Raw genomic sequence first — 12,733 nt, 5'->3', positions numbered from 1 at the left:
GTCCGAGGGGCGCGACAGCCCCCGGCCGGGCTAGCGTGGAACGACGATGACCACCTCATTCGCCGACCACCTGCGGACCCTTCCCGACGAGTCCCTGGCCGCCCTCCTCCAGCTGCGGCCGGACCTCGTCGTACCGGTGCCCGCAGACGTCTCCGCCCTCGCCATCCGCGCCCAGTCGCGGGTCTCCGTGGCGCGGGCGCTCGACGGGCTGGACCAGTTCACCCTCCAGATCCTGGACGCCGCCCGGCTCACCCGTGACCCGGAGGGCGGCGGCACCGCCACCGAGGCCATCCTGGCCCTGGCCACCTCCGGCCCGCACCCACCCGCCCCGGCCGCGGTCCGCGGGGCGGTGAACCGGCTCCGCGCGCTCTTCCTGCTGTACGGGCCCGAGCACGACCTGCGCGTGGTGGGCGGCGTCGACGAGGTGTCCCCGTACCTTGCCGGTCTGGGCCGGCCGGCCGCGGAGCTGGACCCGCGGGCGGCGGCCGTCTGCGCGGACCCGGCCAAGCTGCGGCGGACGCTGCTGGCCGCGCCGCCCTCGGCCCGGGCGATCCTGGACCGGCTCGCCGCCGGCCCGCCGGTCGGCGCCGTGCCCCCGGGCGCGCTGGACGCCCCCGCGACCGGCGAGGAGGACATCCTGCCGCCGGACCTGGTCAACGGCGGGGCGGCCACCGGCTCCCCGATCCGCTGGCTCGTGGAGCACCGGCTGCTCGTCCGGATGTCGGCCGTCAAGGGTGGCGGCACCGTCGAGCTGCCCCGCGAGGTGGGGTTGCTGCTGCGCCGGGACACCGGCCCCCTCGGCCTGCTGCGCACCAGCCCGCCCGAGGTGTCGAGCCCGCCGCGGGAGGCCAAGTCCGTCGACTCGGCCGGCGCCGGGCAGACCATGGAGGTGGTCCGGCACACCGAGGCGCTGCTGGAGGCCCTGGCCGCCGAGCCGGCCCCGGTGCTGCGCTCCGGTGGGGTGGGCGTCCGGGACCTGCGCCGGCTGGCCCGCGGCCTCGGGCTGGACGACCCGACCACCGCGCTGATCTTCGAGGTGGCGTACGCGGCCGGGCTGGTCGGCGAGCTGGACCTGACCGGGGCGGTGACCAGCCGGTACGGGGGCGACCAGCAGATCCTGCCCACCGGCGGGTACGAGGTGTGGCGGGCCGCCTCGCTGGCCCAGCGTTGGGAACAGCTCGCCCGCGCCTGGCTCACCATGACCCGCCAGGTGGGCCTGGTCGGCCAGCGCGACGACCGGGACCGGCCCATCGCGGTGCTCTCCGCCGAGGCGGAACGGGCCGGCGCGCCGGCCGCCCGGCGTTCGGTGCTCGCCGTGCTGGCCGACCTGCCCCCGGCTACCGCCCCGACCCAGGACGAGGTGCTGGAGCTGCTGGACTGGCGGGCGCCCCGCCGCGCCCGGGGCCGGGAGGCGGCGCACCGCGAGGTGCTGGCCGAGGCGGCCCAGCTCGGGGTGACCGGGCTCGGGGCGCTGACCTCGTACGGGCGGCTGCTGCTGGCCGAGCTGAACGAGGCCGACGAGCGGGCCGACGACCCGCTCGGGCTGTACTCCGAGGCCGAATCGGGCGAGCCGTCCACCGCCGTCCGCGCGCTGGACGCGCTGCTCCCCGCCCCGGTCGACCACTTCCTCGTGCAGGCCGACCTGACCGTCGTGGTGCCCGGCCCGCCCGACCCGGCGCTCGCCGCCGAGCTGGACGTGGTGGCGGAGCACGAGTCGGCCGGCGGGGCCAGTGTCTACCGGGTCACCACGGCCAGCGTGCGGCGGGCCCTGGACGCCGGCTACTCGGCAGACGACCTGCACGCGCTGTTCCGCCGCCGGTCGCGTACCCCGGTGCCGCAGGGGTTGAGCTACCTGGTGGACGACGTGGCGCGCAAGCACGGCGGGCTTCGGGTCGGCTCGGCCGGCGGGTACGTGCGCAGCGACGACGAGGCGCTGCTCACCGAGGTGCTGTCCGACAGGCGGCTGGAGGCGCTGGCGTTGCGCCGGCTGGCCCCGACGGTGCTGGTCACCCCGTACCAGGTGAACCGGATGTTGATCGCGCTGCGCGACGCCGGTTACGCGCCGGTGGCCGAGGACGCCGGCGGCGCAGCCGTGCTGGCCCGGCCGAAGACCCGGCGGGCGCCGGCCCGGGTCCCGGCGGCCAGCCGCAGCCTCGACCCGCTCGCGGCGCCGCGGCTGCCGCTGCCCCGGCTGCTCGGGGTGGTCGAGCAGATCCGCCGGGGCGATGCGGCGGCCCGGGCGGCGCGGCGGGCCCCGGCGGTGGTCCGCGGCGGGACGGCGCGCACCGGCCCGGGGCCGGCGCACACCCACAGCGACGCCCTCGCCGTGCTCCAGCAGGCCGTGCGGGACAAGGCGCTGGTCTGGGTGGGCTACGTCGACGCGCACGGGGCGACCGCGTCCCGGCTGGTCCGGCCCGTCTCGATCGGGGCCGGCTACCTGCGTGCCGAGGACGACCGCACCGAGATGCTGCACACCTTCGCGCTGCACCGGATCACCGCGGCGGTGCTGGAGGACTAGTCCCCGTTGCGGCGCAGGGTGCCGATCACCGAGACGGCGAGCAGCAGGCCGAACGCGGCACCGGCCGACTCGCCGACCGAGTCGACGAAACCCTGCCGCTGCACCAGCAGCCCGAACAGGAACCAACCGAAGATGCCGGTGGCGGCGGCCGCGTAACCGAACATGGCCGCCGGTGAGACCTCCTGCTGGCGCGCCCGGTCGTCCTCGGGAAGCACGTCGTGATCGACGGTCATGGCCAGTCCCTCCCGCCCCGTGGTGGACCCGACCTCCAGAGTGGCACCGGAGGGGGTCACCCGGACAGGGGATAAAACCCTGATCCGGGCGCGCGGGTCACGGGGGGACGGGTATCAGGTGCCCGACCGGTGGCCGAAGACGACCACCCGGGTGCCGACCGAGCCCAGCTCCCAGAGCCGGACGGCGTCGCGGTGCAGCAGGTTCACGCAGCCGTGCGAGCCGATCGAGGAGTTGTGGATGTACGTCGTCGTCTCGTGGAAGCCGATCCCGCCGTTGAACCGCTGCCAGTAGGGCAGCCACACCTCGTACGGGTTGGACCACTCGCGCAGGTTCTTCCCACCCACCCGGTAGGTGCCGGTCGGCGTGGCGTAGCCGGACATGCCGGTGCGGGTCACCGTCGGGCCCATCACGACCTTGCCGCCGCGCATCGCGAAGACGGTCTGCCGGGTCAGGTCGACGCAGAAGGTGAGGCCGGAGCCGGCCCGGCAGCGCCCCGTGTCGGTGCTGGCCAGCCGCTTCGCCACGTCGTACGTGGTGGGGCCGGCGCGACCCGAGGCCGGGCTGATCCCGTACCGGCGCTGGAACTTCTTGATCGCGGTGCAGTCGGCGGCCGACTGCTTGCCGTCCACGCTCAACGTCCCGAAACCGCCCAGCCGGCTCAGGTACGTCTCCACGGCCCGCTGCTGCTCCCCCTGCGGGCAGCCGGCGGACTTGGACGGCTTCGGCGTGGTCGGCTTCGGCGTGGTGCTGTGGCCGGGCGTCGGCGTGGCCGTCCGGCTCGGCTGCGCCGACGGGGACGCGGCCGGCTGCTCCGGCGCGGGCGGCGCGCTCGCCCCCGATGCCCGTTCCGTCACGCCGACGGGCTGCGGGGCGGCGGCCCCGGACCCGTCGCCCTGCGGATCGAGCGCGCACGCACCGACGCCGACCAGCACGACCACTGCCAGGCCGACGGCCCGGGCGGCGAAACGGACACGCTTCATGGGCCCTCCCCCTGGACAGTTGTCTCGCTTGCTAGACGTACGGGAGCAGTGTGACGTTGCCTGTCCAGCGAGACTTTTTCCGGACACCCTCGGGCGTGCAACACTGGATGGTCCGCCTTCGGCAGGTCAGCCGCCGTGCGGGTGAGAATTTTCCGGCATAGGGAGAGGACACTGGCGTGAGCGGTGGACCACTGATCGTGCAGTCGGACAAGACCCTGCTGCTGGAGATCGACCACCCCGACGCCCAGGCGTGCCGGATGGCCATCGCGCCCTTCGCCGAGCTGGAGCGCTCCCCCGAGCACGTGCACACCTACCGGCTCACCCCGCTGGGGCTGTGGAACGCCCGGGCCGCCGGCCACGACGCCGAGGGCGTGGTGGACACGCTGATCAAGTACTCCCGCTACCCGGTGCCGCACGCGCTGCTGGTCGACGTGGCCGAGACCATGGACCGCTACGGCCGGCTCCAGCTCGCCAACGACCCGGCGCACGGCCTGGTGCTCCGCGCCCTCGACCGGGTGGTGCTCGTCGAGGTCGCCAAGAGCAAGAAGCTCGCCGGCATGCTCGGCCCGAAGCTCGACGACGACACCATCCAGGTGCACCCGTCCGAGCGCGGCCGGCTCAAGCAGGCGCTGCTCAAGCTCGGCTGGCCCGCCGAGGACCTGGCCGGCTACGTGGACGGCGAGGCGCACCCCATCGAGCTGGCCGAGGCCGGCAAGGACGGCGGCAAGCCGTGGACGCTGCGGTCCTACCAGCGGGAGGCCGTCGAGGCGTTCTGGGCCGGCGGCTCCGGCGTGGTGGTGCTCCCCTGCGGCGCCGGCAAGACCCTCGTCGGGGCGGCGGCCATGGCCGAGGCCAAGGCGACCACCCTGATCCTGGTGACCAACACGGTCGCCGGCCGGCAGTGGAAGCGCGAGCTGATCGCCCGCACGTCGCTCACCGAGGACGAGATCGGCGAGTACTCGGGCGAACGCAAGGAGATCCGCCCGGTCACCATCGCCACGTACCAGGTGCTCACCTCCCGCAAGAAGGGCGCGTTCACCCACCTCGACCTGTTCGGCGCCCGCGACTGGGGCCTCGTCGTCTACGACGAGGTGCACCTGCTGCCCGCGCCGATCTTCCGGTTCACCGCGGACCTCCAGGCCCGCCGCCGGCTCGGCCTCACGGCAACTCTGGTACGCGAGGACGGCCGCGAGGGCGACGTGTTCAGCCTGATCGGCCCGAAGCGGTACGACGCGCCGTGGAAGGACATCGAGCAGCAGGGCTGGATCGCCCCGGCCGAATGCACCGAGGTACGGGTGACGCTGACCGACGCCGAGCGGATGTCGTACGCGACGGCGGAGGCCGAGGAGCGCTACCGGATGGCGGCCACCGCGCGGACGAAGCTGCCGGTGGTGCGGGCGCTGGTGGAGCGGCATCCGGATGAGCAGGTGCTCGTGATTGGCGGGTACATCGACCAGTTGCACCAGCTCGGGGAGTACCTGGACGCGCCGATCGTGCAGGGGTCGACGACGAACCGCGAGCGGGAGCGGCTCTTTGACGCCTTCCGGTCCGGTGAGGTTCGGACGTTGGTGATTTCCAAGGTCGGGAACTTCTCCATCGACCTGCCGGAGGCTGCGGTGGCCATTCAGGTGTCGGGGACCTTCGGGTCGCGGCAGGAGGAGGCGCAGCGGTTGGGGCGGGTGCTGCGGCCTAAGGCAGATGGGCGGCAGGCGCACTTCTACACCGTCGTCTCCCGGGACACGATCGACACGGAGTACGCGGCGCACCGGCAGCGGTTCCTCGCGGAGCAGGGGTACGCCTACACCATCGTGGACGCCGACGACGTCCTCGGCCCGAAGCTCCCGACGATCGACTGACTGACTCACGTCGCCGCGGTGGTTTGATCTGATCATGATGCAGCCCCTGCGGCACGCCGCCTACCGGCTCTACACCCATCGCCTGCGCGCACAACTGGCCGGCACCTCACTGCCGCGGCACGTGGCCATGGTCATGGACGGCAACCGACGGTGGGCCAGGGAGATGGGCTTCGACGACCCGGGGGTGGGCCACCGGTACGGCGCGGAGCACATCCACGAGGTACTTGGCTGGTCTGCCGAAATGGGCATCCGCCACGTCACCCTGTTCGTCGCCTCCGTCGACAACATGCGCAAACGCGCATCCGACGAGGTCGAGAACCTCATGCAGATGATCGAACAGGTCGTCGCGGAGCCACTCCTACGGCCGGGCAACCCGTGGCAGCTGCACCTGGCCGGCCGCGCGGACGTCCTACCCGATTCAACGCGCCAGGCGCTGAAGCTCGCCGAAGACGCCACCGCTGAGCGAGGCGGCGATTTCCATCTCACCGTGGCCGTCGGCTACGACGGCCGCGAGGAAATTGTCAGTGCCGTCCGTTCCCTGCTCGAGGAGGAGGCCCGAGCCGGCGCGACACTCGATGACGTCACGCAACGCCTCACTGCCGAAGCCATCGCGGCGCACCTCTACACGGGCGGCCAGCCCGACCCCGATCTCGTCATCCGCACCAGCGGAGAACGCCGCATGTCCGGGTTCCTGCTCTGGCAAGCCGCCTACTCCGAGCTGTACTTCTGCGACGTGTACTGGCCCGGCTTCCGGGAGATCGACTTCCTCCGCGCCCTGCGCTCCTACTCAGCCCGCAACCGTCGATTCGGAGCCTGACGGGAAGCCGCGCTAGTCAACCGCTGAATGATCCCCAGCAACGTATACGCCCTTACCTTGATGACCTTCGATCAGCCCTTCGGCCTGAAGGATCAACAGAGCGGATCGGACCGGCTCGGCGGAGACGCCGTATTGCGCGGACATCTCGCGCAGAGAAGGCAACTTCGACCCTGGGCCGTACTCGCCCGAGCTGATCTTGTCGCGGATGTCCTGAGCGATGCGCTGACGGTCTGGGATTCGGGGCATGGCAACTCCTGGTAGGCCCCAAGATCCTCCCACGCCGCCATCACACTTCGACGCACCTCGACGCAGCCCGCCTGCTGGCCCAGCTCAGCGCCCGCGTTGAGCCCGGCGGCGTAACCGTCTCGCCCGAGGACCAGCAATCCCTACGCCACTGGGTGTTCTGCGACCGCCCACTCCCCATCGGCGGCCGCTGCGCCCTACCGGTCGACCACACATCACCCTGCGCGCGACGCGCACCCTGGCTCACCCGCCGCTGAGCACCACCGACGCCGCAGCCAGCGCTGACGGAATGGCGACTGGCCCAGCGGGTACGCGGACTGGAGGCAGGGCGGGTAGACGCTATGCCGCGGAAGCGCCATCTCCGATCTGACGCACGAAAGAAGAGAGGCACGCGATGAAGGACAGAATTCTCACTCCGATCAAAAGGGCGACAAAGAGTATCCAGGTGCGCCGTAGACGGGGAGACTCCCTGGTCACCAAGGCAAAGGCCACCCGGCCCGGCCGGCTCTTCCAGTAAGCCCGACACCCCGGACCGACCCGTCCGGTGAAGACGAAAACTGCCAGCGCGCTCGGCCTCCAAGAAGGCCGAGCGCGCCCAAGGCTACGAACGACGGTGCAGGTAGCGAGCCCGCCGGCCAAAGTCCTGGAACCCGAGCCGCCGGTACAGCCCCGCCGCCGGGTTGTTGTCGTTGACGCAGAGCCACACCTCCCGCGCCCCGTCGGCCGCCAGACCCCGCAGCGCCCGAGCCACCAGATACGCGCCGACCCGCCGCCCCCGCCACGCTGGGACGACGCCCACCTGGTCGATCCAGTTGTCGATGACGTTGACGAAGCCGACGGCGGCACCGTCGGGACCGTGCGCGATGAGCGACAGGTCCGCTCGGTACTCGTCGTCCTCCCCCAACTCACCCAGCCACTCCTCGGCCGTGGGCGAGGCGAAGCCGGGCCGGTCGGCGAACGATTCCCGGTAGGTCTCGAACAGCTCGGGACCGAGCGTCACCGGCTCGGTGGTCACGTCGACGGGCCGGGCGACCTCCGGGAGCGCGCCAAGGTCGTGCCGCTGCACCCACTCGGCGAAGGTCCGCTCGAAGCCGCGCGCCGTGAACAGGGCGTCCGTGTCCGGGCTCCACGACTCGGTGGTCACCAGCAGGTCCGCGTCACCCGCCTGCTCGCCGGCCCAGCTCAGCAGCCGCCCACCGAGGCCCCGCCCCCGCCAGTCGGGATGCACCAGGCCGGTGCTGGTGGCCGTCTGCCCGCCCAGGCCGACGCCCACGGCCGCGACCAGGCCGCCGTCGTGCCAGGCGCCGAGGGTACGCGTCTGGAGCAGCCGCGCCCGCAACAACGGGGTACGGGCGAACAGCGGCAGCCCACCATCGACGGCCAGGCACGCCTCGGCGAGCCCGGTCAGCTCCGCGAGGTGATCGTCGCCGAACTCTTCCCAGGTGAGCGCGTCCGTCCCGTCCATCCCTACCCCCGTCGTCAATGGCCCACCGACCGGCCAGCAATCACGTGTGGCCCGGCAGGCAGTAGGCACCGCATCCCCGGCGGGTGTCAACCAGATTCGGGCCGGTGTCGTACCCACCTGGGAGCATCAGCACATGCCGACCTCGAAGCAGCCGGTGACCGTGCCGACCGACGCCAGCGTCGACGACTTCCTGGCGGCCGTGCCGGACGACCGCCGGCGGGCCGACGCCGAGCGCCTCTGCGCACTGCTGCGCGAGGTGACCGGCGAGCCGCCGGTCATGTGGGGCCCGAGCATCGTGGGCTTCGGCACCTACCGCTACACCTACGCGGGCGGGCGCACGGGCGACTGGCCGCTGGTCGGCTTCTCGCCGCGCAAGCAGCAGCTCGTCGTCTACCTGGTGGGCGGCTACGAGGAGCGTTACCCGTCGGTGCTCGCCCGGCTCGGCCCGCACAAGACCGGTAAGGGCTGCCTCTATCTGAAGCGACTGGATGACGTGGACGAGAGCGCCCTGCGGGAGCTGGTCGACCGCACGGTCCGGGTGCACAAGGGCGTCGATCGGGCCAGCCAAAGCTGACCGGAGGCGAGGGTCAGGTCGCGACCCTCAACAGGGCGTCGGCGAAAGCCTCGTGCCCGCCTCCGGGGGCGTGGGGGCCGTCAGTTCCAGACGGCCGCCACCGCGGCGGCGTGTGCCGCGCCGACGGCCCGCCCCGCGCGGGCGGACGCTGCGCGGGTCGCGGGTGACAGCGCGTTGGTGCCGAACGCGTCGACGGACGCCTGGTCGGCGCTGATCACGTGGACGGTGGCCGGGGCGAGCGCGGCGATCTCGGCGTCCAGGTCGCCCCACGGCTGCGGCGTGTCGGCGAGGGTCGGCTGGATGATCAGCACGCGGTCGGCACCGGCGGCCAGGTCGGCGTTGGTCATGGAGCGCACTCCACCGTCGACGTAGCGGCGGTCGCCGATCGCGACCGGCGGCCAGATGCCGGGCACCGCGCAGCTCGCGGCGACGGCATCCAGCAGGGTCACGCCGGACTCGCGGGTGAAGATCGCCTCGTCGCCGGTCTCGGCGTCGACCGCGGGCAGCAGCAGGCGCCGGTCAGGCCACTGCTTCACGGGAAGCCGGGCGTCGATCGCGGCGAGCCGCAGGGCCGGGTCGACGGTCCGCGCGGCGAGCGCGATCCCACCGAACCGGCGGCGGGCCTCCTGCGGCCCGGACACGCCGGTCAGCACGGCGGCGTAGTCGGCGAAGAGCTTCTCCGTGTCGACGTCGACCTCGATCTCGGCGGTCTCCGCGCGGAGCTGGGCCGCGTACAGGTCGTCGAGCGCGACGCCGCTGGTGATCTGCGCGCCGACGGCGGAGACGGCGGAGGTCCCCACGACCAGGTCGGCGGCGAGGATCCGGTCGGCGAGGGTGGGGTCGGCGTCGGCGAGGCCGCGCAGGACGCCCAGCTCCCAGGCAATCCCGGCCACGCCGCCACCGGCGAGTACGAGCGCTTTCGTCATGATCGCCAGCCTTGCACAGCCCGCGGGCACTGTGGATGCCCGTGATCCGTGACGGACGCCTCAGAGGACCGGAGTGGCCCGGTCGACCGCATGGTCCGGGTGCACAAGGGCGTCGACCGGTCCAGCCAGCGTTGACCGGGCCAGGGTCAGATCGCGACCTGCAACACCGCGTCGGCGAACGCCTGCGGCGCCTCCTGCGGCAGGTTGTGCCCGACGCCGCCACTCACGGTGCGGTGTTCGTACCGGCCGGAGAAGCGCCCGGCATACACGGAAGGATCGAGGTGCGGTGCGCCGTTCGCGTCGCCTTCGAGGGTGATGGTGGGCACCCCGATGCTCGGGTTCGCCGACAGCTTCTCCTCCACCTCGTCGTACTGCGGCTCCCCGGAAGCGAGGCCGAGGCGCCAGCGGTAGTTGTGGATCACGACGTCGACGTGGTCGGGATTGTGCAGCGAGGCGACGCTCCGGGCGAACGTCTCGTCGTCGAAGGCCCACTTCGGGGAGGCCGTACGCCAGATCAGCTTGGCGAAGGCGTCCAGGTTCTTCTCGTACCCGTCCCGGCCGCGATCGGTCGCGAAGTAGAACTGGTACCACCAGGCGAGTTCGGCCGGCGGCGGCAGCGGCTTGCGCCCCGATTCCTGACCGGCGATCAGGTAGCCGCTCACCGAGACGAGCCCCTGGCAGCGCTCCGGCCACAGCGCCGCGATGATGTCGGCCGTCCGGGCGCCCCAGTCGAACCCGGCGAGGATCGCCTTCTGCACTCCGAGGGCGTCCATGAATGCCACGGTGTCGAGGGCCAGGGCCGCCGGCTGACCGTTCCGCAGGGTGTCGGCGGAGAGGAACCGTGTCGTGCCGTACCCCCGCAGGTGCGGCACGAGCACCCGGTGGCCGGCGTCCGTCAATCGGGGTACGACCTCGGCGAAGCTGTGGATGTCGTACGGCCACCCGTGCAGCAGGAGCACGACCGGCCCCTCCGGGGGCCCGGCGTCGACGTATCCGACGTTGAGCACACCGGCGTCCACCTGCCGCAGGTCCGTGAACGACGATGACGATCCGCTGGTGTTCATCCGGCCGCTCCTCGTGCTCGCCCCACCGACGTCTGCACGCTAGAGCCGGGCGACGGCCACCGGCGGCGTTCCCGGCGAAGGCGTTCGTCGCGACCCGCGGATGGCTAGGATCGGCCGGCCCCGCTGCCCAGGCAGCGGCCCAGATGGCGGCCAGGGGTCGACCGAGCAGCACCCGGGCGCACACCCGCACGCCACCGGAACCGTGTGCCGCGCAACCCGTAACCGGGTGTCACAGCACCCGAGTGACTCGCTCTCCCGCGAGGCGGGAGTCCCGGTCGGCCGGGTCGAGGTTGGCGCAGAGCACCACCGACGCGCCGGCCGCGAGCGGGGCGAGCAGCCATTTCAGCGGTTCCTCGTGCTCGGCCGCGTCGACCAGGAGCCGGTCGCCGGCGTGCAGGTCGAGCTGCTTGGCGTACTCCCGGGCGACCGCACCCCACTCGCCGTAGCTGGTGCCGTCCGGGCTGGCCGGATCGGACGGGCGGAGGGCGTCCAGGTCGGGAGCGATCTCGGGGTGCCGGAGCACCTCCGGGGACCAGTCCAACCAACCGGGCGGCACCGAGGACAGCGGGCCGGTGCCGGTGCCGACGAGGTAGCGGTGCGTGCCCTCGGGCACGTCCTCCAGCCAGTCGTCCAGGCGTTCCGGCGTGACGAACACCGCGTCGTACGGCAGGTCGGCGCCGGGTTCGAGGACCGGCAGCCCGGCCAGGGCCCGGGGCCGGAACGAGACCGCGAGCCCGACCGACCAGGCCCCGATGAGCACGGCCGCGGTACGCCAGTGCGGCGGCAGCAGCACGGCGACCCGGTCACCGGGGCGCAGCCCGCAGCCGTCCCGGAGCAGCCCGGCGCTGCGGGCCGCCCACGCGCCCAACTGCTGCGCCGTGAGGTCGGTGCGCTCGCCGGTGGCCCCGTCGAGGTAGCTGAGCAACGGCGCGTCGGTCGCGACGGCGACGGGTGGGTGGTCGGCCATCGGGTGACTCCTCCCTGGCGGTCAGCTCACCCTAGCCGGGCGAAGCGGTCCACCAGGATGGCCAGCCGCCGCTCGTGTTCCTCCCGCCGCAGCCGGCCGTTGCGCATCAACGTGACCAGGCCGTGCAGCCCGCTCCAGAAGGTCTCGGTGAACGTCTCCAGGTCGTCGTCGCCGGCGAACGGGCGCAGGGTCTCGGCCAGCTCGGCGAAGGCCCGGGCCAGCTCGACCGGCGTGTCCTGGCTGGCGAAGGACAGGGCGACGGGGAGGTTGAAGATCGCGTCGTAGAGCGCGGGCCGGCGTTCGGCAAACATGGCGTACGCCGTGGCGACGCCGGCCACCGCCTGCCGCGGGTCGGTCGCGGCGGCCCGGGCGGCGGCGAGTTCGACGGCCAGATCGCCGGAGCCTTCCACGGCGACGGCCGCCATGATGGCGTCCTTGCCCTTGAAGTGGCTGTAGAGGACGGGCTGGCTGTACTCGATCTCGGCGGCGAGCCGGCGCGTGGTGACCGCGTCCCAGCCTTCCGCCTCGGCCAGCTCCCGGGCGGCGGCGATGATCGCTCGCTCCCGCTCCGCCCGCTCCCGCTCGCGCCGCGCCTGAATCGACATGACCAGAACTCTAGCACCGCTAGCCAATCTGCCGGCGCTCTGCTAGCGTCGCTCTTGCATCTAGCACTGCTAGCAATCGGAGTCAGACATGCTCAGCGCCATCGCCTACGGGCTCGCCGTCGTCCTCAGCCTCTTCTGCGTCTTCATCGGCGCGCGGTTCCTTCTCGCGCCGCAGGCCTCGGCCGCCGGCTACGGCGTCCCGGTCAAGCCGGACGAGGACCCCGCCTACCTCACGATCAAGGGCCTGCGCGACCTCAGCTACGGCCTGCTCGGCCTCGCGCTGATCGCCTTCACCAGCGCCGAGGCGGTCGCCTGGTACATGCTGATCGTCGCGATCAACCCGCTGGGAGACACCCTCATCGTGCTGCGCCACGGCAGGAAGGCCGTCGCCTTCGGCGTCCACTTCGCCACCGCGGTGGTCGTCCTGCTCAACGCCGTCCTGCTGTTCGCCCTCTGACCCGCACCCCACGACAGGAGTAGCGCG

Annotated in this window: 14 protein-coding genes; 6 read left to right on the top strand and 8 right to left on the bottom strand. The window is 72.7% G+C overall.

Annotated features, from left to right (window positions below; genetic code table 11):
- Positions 1-46 precede the first annotated feature (46 nt).
- A complete protein-coding gene (locus ACQP12_RS02440; protein WP_433284686.1) occupies positions 47-2,518 on the top strand; it encodes a helicase-associated domain-containing protein in 2,472 nt (823 codons plus the stop codon).
- On the opposite strand, the gene ACQP12_RS02435 is transcribed toward ACQP12_RS02440, so the two are convergent.
- Both ACQP12_RS02435 and ACQP12_RS02430 read right to left on the bottom strand, forming a co-directional pair.
- The gene (locus ACQP12_RS02435; protein ID WP_357940346.1) at positions 2,515-2,751 is read right to left on the bottom strand and encodes a hypothetical protein; all 237 of its coding nucleotides are present in this window, start codon (positions 2,749-2,751) and stop codon (positions 2,515-2,517) included. The two genes, ACQP12_RS02440 and ACQP12_RS02435, sit on opposite strands and share 4 nt — an antisense overlap.
- Before the next feature lie 114 nt (positions 2,752-2,865).
- A complete protein-coding gene (locus tag ACQP12_RS02430; protein ID WP_433284684.1) occupies positions 2,866-3,732 on the bottom strand; it encodes a L,D-transpeptidase family protein in 867 nt (288 codons plus the stop codon).
- 176 nt (positions 3,733-3,908) lie between these two features.
- Between ACQP12_RS02430 and ACQP12_RS02425 the strand changes: the two genes are divergently transcribed.
- Both ACQP12_RS02425 and uppS read left to right on the top strand, forming a co-directional pair.
- Positions 3,909-5,588 carry a DNA repair helicase XPB gene (locus tag ACQP12_RS02425; protein ID WP_433284682.1) on the top strand — a complete coding sequence of 560 codons (1,680 nt, stop codon included), beginning with the start codon at positions 3,909-3,911 and terminating at the stop codon, positions 5,586-5,588.
- Positions 5,589-5,622: 34 nt separating this feature from the next.
- A complete protein-coding gene (uppS, locus tag ACQP12_RS02420; RefSeq protein ID WP_433284680.1) occupies positions 5,623-6,405 on the top strand; it encodes a polyprenyl diphosphate synthase in 783 nt (260 codons plus the stop codon).
- Positions 6,406-6,417: 12 nt separating this feature from the next.
- Here the strand turns inward: uppS and ACQP12_RS02415 are convergent, their stop codons facing one another.
- Positions 6,418-6,651: a winged helix-turn-helix domain-containing protein gene (locus tag ACQP12_RS02415; protein WP_433284678.1), complete on the bottom strand. Its 234-nt coding sequence runs from the start codon at positions 6,649-6,651 to the stop codon at positions 6,418-6,420.
- An 8-nt stretch (positions 6,652-6,659) separates the two neighbouring features.
- On the opposite strand from ACQP12_RS02415, the gene ACQP12_RS02410 reads away from it, so the two are divergent.
- Entirely contained in the window at positions 6,660-6,905 is a 246-nt protein-coding gene (locus tag ACQP12_RS02410; protein ID WP_433289098.1) for a hypothetical protein, read from the top strand.
- Positions 6,906-7,249: 344 nt separating this feature from the next.
- Here the strand turns inward: ACQP12_RS02410 and ACQP12_RS02405 are convergent, their stop codons facing one another.
- Entirely contained in the window at positions 7,250-8,113 is an 864-nt protein-coding gene (locus ACQP12_RS02405; RefSeq protein ID WP_433284676.1) for a GNAT family N-acetyltransferase, read from the bottom strand.
- Between the two features lie 133 nt (positions 8,114-8,246).
- On the opposite strand from ACQP12_RS02405, the gene ACQP12_RS02400 reads away from it, so the two are divergent.
- Positions 8,247-8,687: a DUF1801 domain-containing protein gene (locus ACQP12_RS02400; protein ID WP_433284674.1), complete on the top strand. Its 441-nt coding sequence runs from the start codon at positions 8,247-8,249 to the stop codon at positions 8,685-8,687.
- A gap of 80 nt (positions 8,688-8,767) precedes the next feature.
- Here the strand turns inward: ACQP12_RS02400 and ACQP12_RS02395 are convergent, their stop codons facing one another.
- From ACQP12_RS02395 to ACQP12_RS02380, 4 genes are all read right to left on the bottom strand, one after another.
- The gene (locus ACQP12_RS02395; RefSeq protein ID WP_433284672.1) at positions 8,768-9,613 is read right to left on the bottom strand and encodes a patatin-like phospholipase family protein; all 846 of its coding nucleotides are present in this window, start codon (positions 9,611-9,613) and stop codon (positions 8,768-8,770) included.
- A 146-nt stretch (positions 9,614-9,759) separates the two neighbouring features.
- The gene (locus ACQP12_RS02390) at positions 9,760-10,677 is read right to left on the bottom strand and encodes an alpha/beta fold hydrolase (protein ID WP_433284670.1); all 918 of its coding nucleotides are present in this window, start codon (positions 10,675-10,677) and stop codon (positions 9,760-9,762) included.
- Positions 10,678-10,906: 229 nt separating this feature from the next.
- Positions 10,907-11,644 carry a TIGR03089 family protein gene (locus ACQP12_RS02385; RefSeq protein WP_433284668.1) on the bottom strand — a complete coding sequence of 246 codons (738 nt, stop codon included), beginning with the start codon at positions 11,642-11,644 and terminating at the stop codon, positions 10,907-10,909.
- Between the two features lie 26 nt (positions 11,645-11,670).
- A complete protein-coding gene (locus tag ACQP12_RS02380) occupies positions 11,671-12,249 on the bottom strand; it encodes a TetR/AcrR family transcriptional regulator (protein ID WP_433284666.1) in 579 nt (192 codons plus the stop codon).
- An 88-nt stretch (positions 12,250-12,337) separates the two neighbouring features.
- Between ACQP12_RS02380 and ACQP12_RS02375 the strand changes: the two genes are divergently transcribed.
- Positions 12,338-12,706 (top strand): DUF4267 domain-containing protein, encoded by a 369-nt coding sequence (locus tag ACQP12_RS02375; protein WP_151464478.1) that lies wholly within the window; start codon positions 12,338-12,340, stop codon positions 12,704-12,706.
- The last annotated feature ends 27 nt before the right edge of the window (positions 12,707-12,733 follow it).

Source organism: Micromonospora sp. CA-244673 (genome assembly GCF_050948395.1).
Classification (GTDB): Bacteria; Actinomycetota; Actinomycetes; order Mycobacteriales; family Micromonosporaceae; genus Micromonospora.
Note: the sequence above shows the minus strand (reverse complement) of the source record. Positions and strands in the feature narration are given on the sequence as shown.

Coding starts and splice junctions, on each gene's coding strand:
- ACQP12_RS02440 (WP_433284686.1), top strand. CDS start 47: ATGACCACCTCATTCGCCGACCACCTGCGGACCCTTCCCGACGAGTCC.
- ACQP12_RS02435 (WP_357940346.1), bottom strand. CDS start 2,751: ATGACCGTCGATCACGACGTGCTTCCCGAGGACGACCGGGCGCGCCAG.
- ACQP12_RS02430 (WP_433284684.1), bottom strand. CDS start 3,732: ATGAAGCGTGTCCGTTTCGCCGCCCGGGCCGTCGGCCTGGCAGTGGTC.
- uppS (WP_433284680.1), top strand. CDS start 5,623: ATGATGCAGCCCCTGCGGCACGCCGCCTACCGGCTCTACACCCATCGC.
- ACQP12_RS02415 (WP_433284678.1), bottom strand. CDS start 6,651: ATGCCCCGAATCCCAGACCGTCAGCGCATCGCTCAGGACATCCGCGAC.
- ACQP12_RS02405 (WP_433284676.1), bottom strand. CDS start 8,113: ATGGACGGGACGGACGCGCTCACCTGGGAAGAGTTCGGCGACGATCAC.
- ACQP12_RS02400 (WP_433284674.1), top strand. CDS start 8,247: ATGCCGACCTCGAAGCAGCCGGTGACCGTGCCGACCGACGCCAGCGTC.
- ACQP12_RS02395 (WP_433284672.1), bottom strand. CDS start 9,613: ATGACGAAAGCGCTCGTACTCGCCGGTGGCGGCGTGGCCGGGATTGCC.
- ACQP12_RS02390 (WP_433284670.1), bottom strand. CDS start 10,677: ATGAACACCAGCGGATCGTCATCGTCGTTCACGGACCTGCGGCAGGTG.
- ACQP12_RS02385 (WP_433284668.1), bottom strand. CDS start 11,644: ATGGCCGACCACCCACCCGTCGCCGTCGCGACCGACGCGCCGTTGCTC.
- ACQP12_RS02380 (WP_433284666.1), bottom strand. CDS start 12,249: ATGTCGATTCAGGCGCGGCGCGAGCGGGAGCGGGCGGAGCGGGAGCGA.
- ACQP12_RS02375 (WP_151464478.1), top strand. CDS start 12,338: ATGCTCAGCGCCATCGCCTACGGGCTCGCCGTCGTCCTCAGCCTCTTC.